The following is a 1,412-nucleotide window of genomic DNA, read 5'->3' as shown; positions in this document are numbered from 1 at the left end:
GTATGAATAATTTTACACTCATTAATTCTGTAATTAAAAGTTTATTATCGATTTTCTATTTTCTATTTAGCAAAGGACTATTGATTTTGAATAAGTTATTAAATTTTAATTCTTTTTCTTTTTTTATAAATGTTTTTTTTCTTTTTAATATATCATCTTCAATATATGCTCAAGCTACTATTGTAACAAATCCATCAAATTTGCAGATAAATACCGCTTTAAATGGGCCTGGAATAGTTATCGTTGGTGGAACATTGTCGGGAGCAGCAACTGCCGCAACATTGCGTGCAAATCAAGTTGCCACCTTTTCTAATGGTATTAGTGGCGCTGGTTTGCAGATACCGAGCGGTGTGTACTTTACTACAGGAAGTGCCCCTTTCGAATTAGCAAACAAAAATACTGCTGTCCAAAATAGTTTTAACCCTGCTGGAGCTACAACATTATCAGATCCCAATTTATCTTTAATTGATCCTACCGCAACACGTGACTTAGTATCGTATTCTTTTACAATAACTTTAGCACCGAATGTTTCGGGACTACTTTTTAGTTATCAATTTGGTTCAGAGGAGTTTCCAGATTATGTAGGTTCTAATTTTGATGATGCTTTTGGTTTTTTTGTTTCGGGGCCTGGTATTTCTGGAATTCAGAATTTCGCAACATTGCCAAATGGTAATGCCACATCAATAAATAAGGTAAATTCTGGTATTCCTGGATTTAGCTCACCGGCAACACCTGTCGCTGCATACGATGGTTCTCAATCTGCTTTGTATATCAATAATGGTCACATTACAACTACTACTGGAGGTAAATATAACCTGAATACAGCGCCTCAACCAGGACCTTTCCCAGTTTTTACAGAACATAATGGTTTAACAAAGTCGATAAAGAAATCCATTGCTGGCTTAACTCCTGGAGGAACTTATACTTTTAAAATTGTAATTGCTGACGCTGGTGATGCATCGTTGGATTCGGGTGTTTTTTTAGATATTATAGAGGGTATAATTTCTGCCGATCTCTCTGTTTCTAAAACTGTAAATAACCCAAGTCCAAATGTGGGAAGCAATGTTGTTTTTACACTCACAGCAGGCAATACTGGTCCTGGTAATGCACCAAATACCAAGGTTACTGATTTGTTACCAGCTGGTTACACTTTTGTGTCTGCTACACCAAGTGTTGGGACATACGATTCCTCGACAGGGGTTTGGGATATTGGTTTATTAAATATAGGCTCTTCCCCAACTTTGCAAATTACTGCTACGGTAAAAGCTGCAGGTCCTTATTTGAATAGTGCTTCTATAGCATCTCCAGATATTGCAGATCCTACCCCTGGAAATAATACCTCTAGTGTTACCCCAACCCCGGTTGCGCAGTCTAATGTTGGTATAACCAAAACCGCAAGTAGCGCTACGCCT

1 protein-coding gene is annotated in these 1,412 nt (G+C 37.5%); it reads left to right on the top strand.

What is annotated here, in order from left to right:
• Positions 1 to 200: 200 nt before the first annotated feature.
• The coding region (locus tag FLACOL7796_RS00090) for a DUF11 domain-containing protein (protein WP_173968580.1) at positions 201 to 1,412 on the top strand (1,212 nt) is incomplete at its 3' end.

The sequence above is a fragment of the Flavobacterium bizetiae genome (assembly GCF_902804475.1).
GTDB classification, from domain to species: Bacteria; Bacteroidota; Bacteroidia; order Flavobacteriales; family Flavobacteriaceae; genus Flavobacterium; species Flavobacterium bizetiae.
The sequence above is the reverse complement of the archived record's forward strand: the minus strand, read 5'-3'. Positions and strand labels throughout refer to the sequence as shown.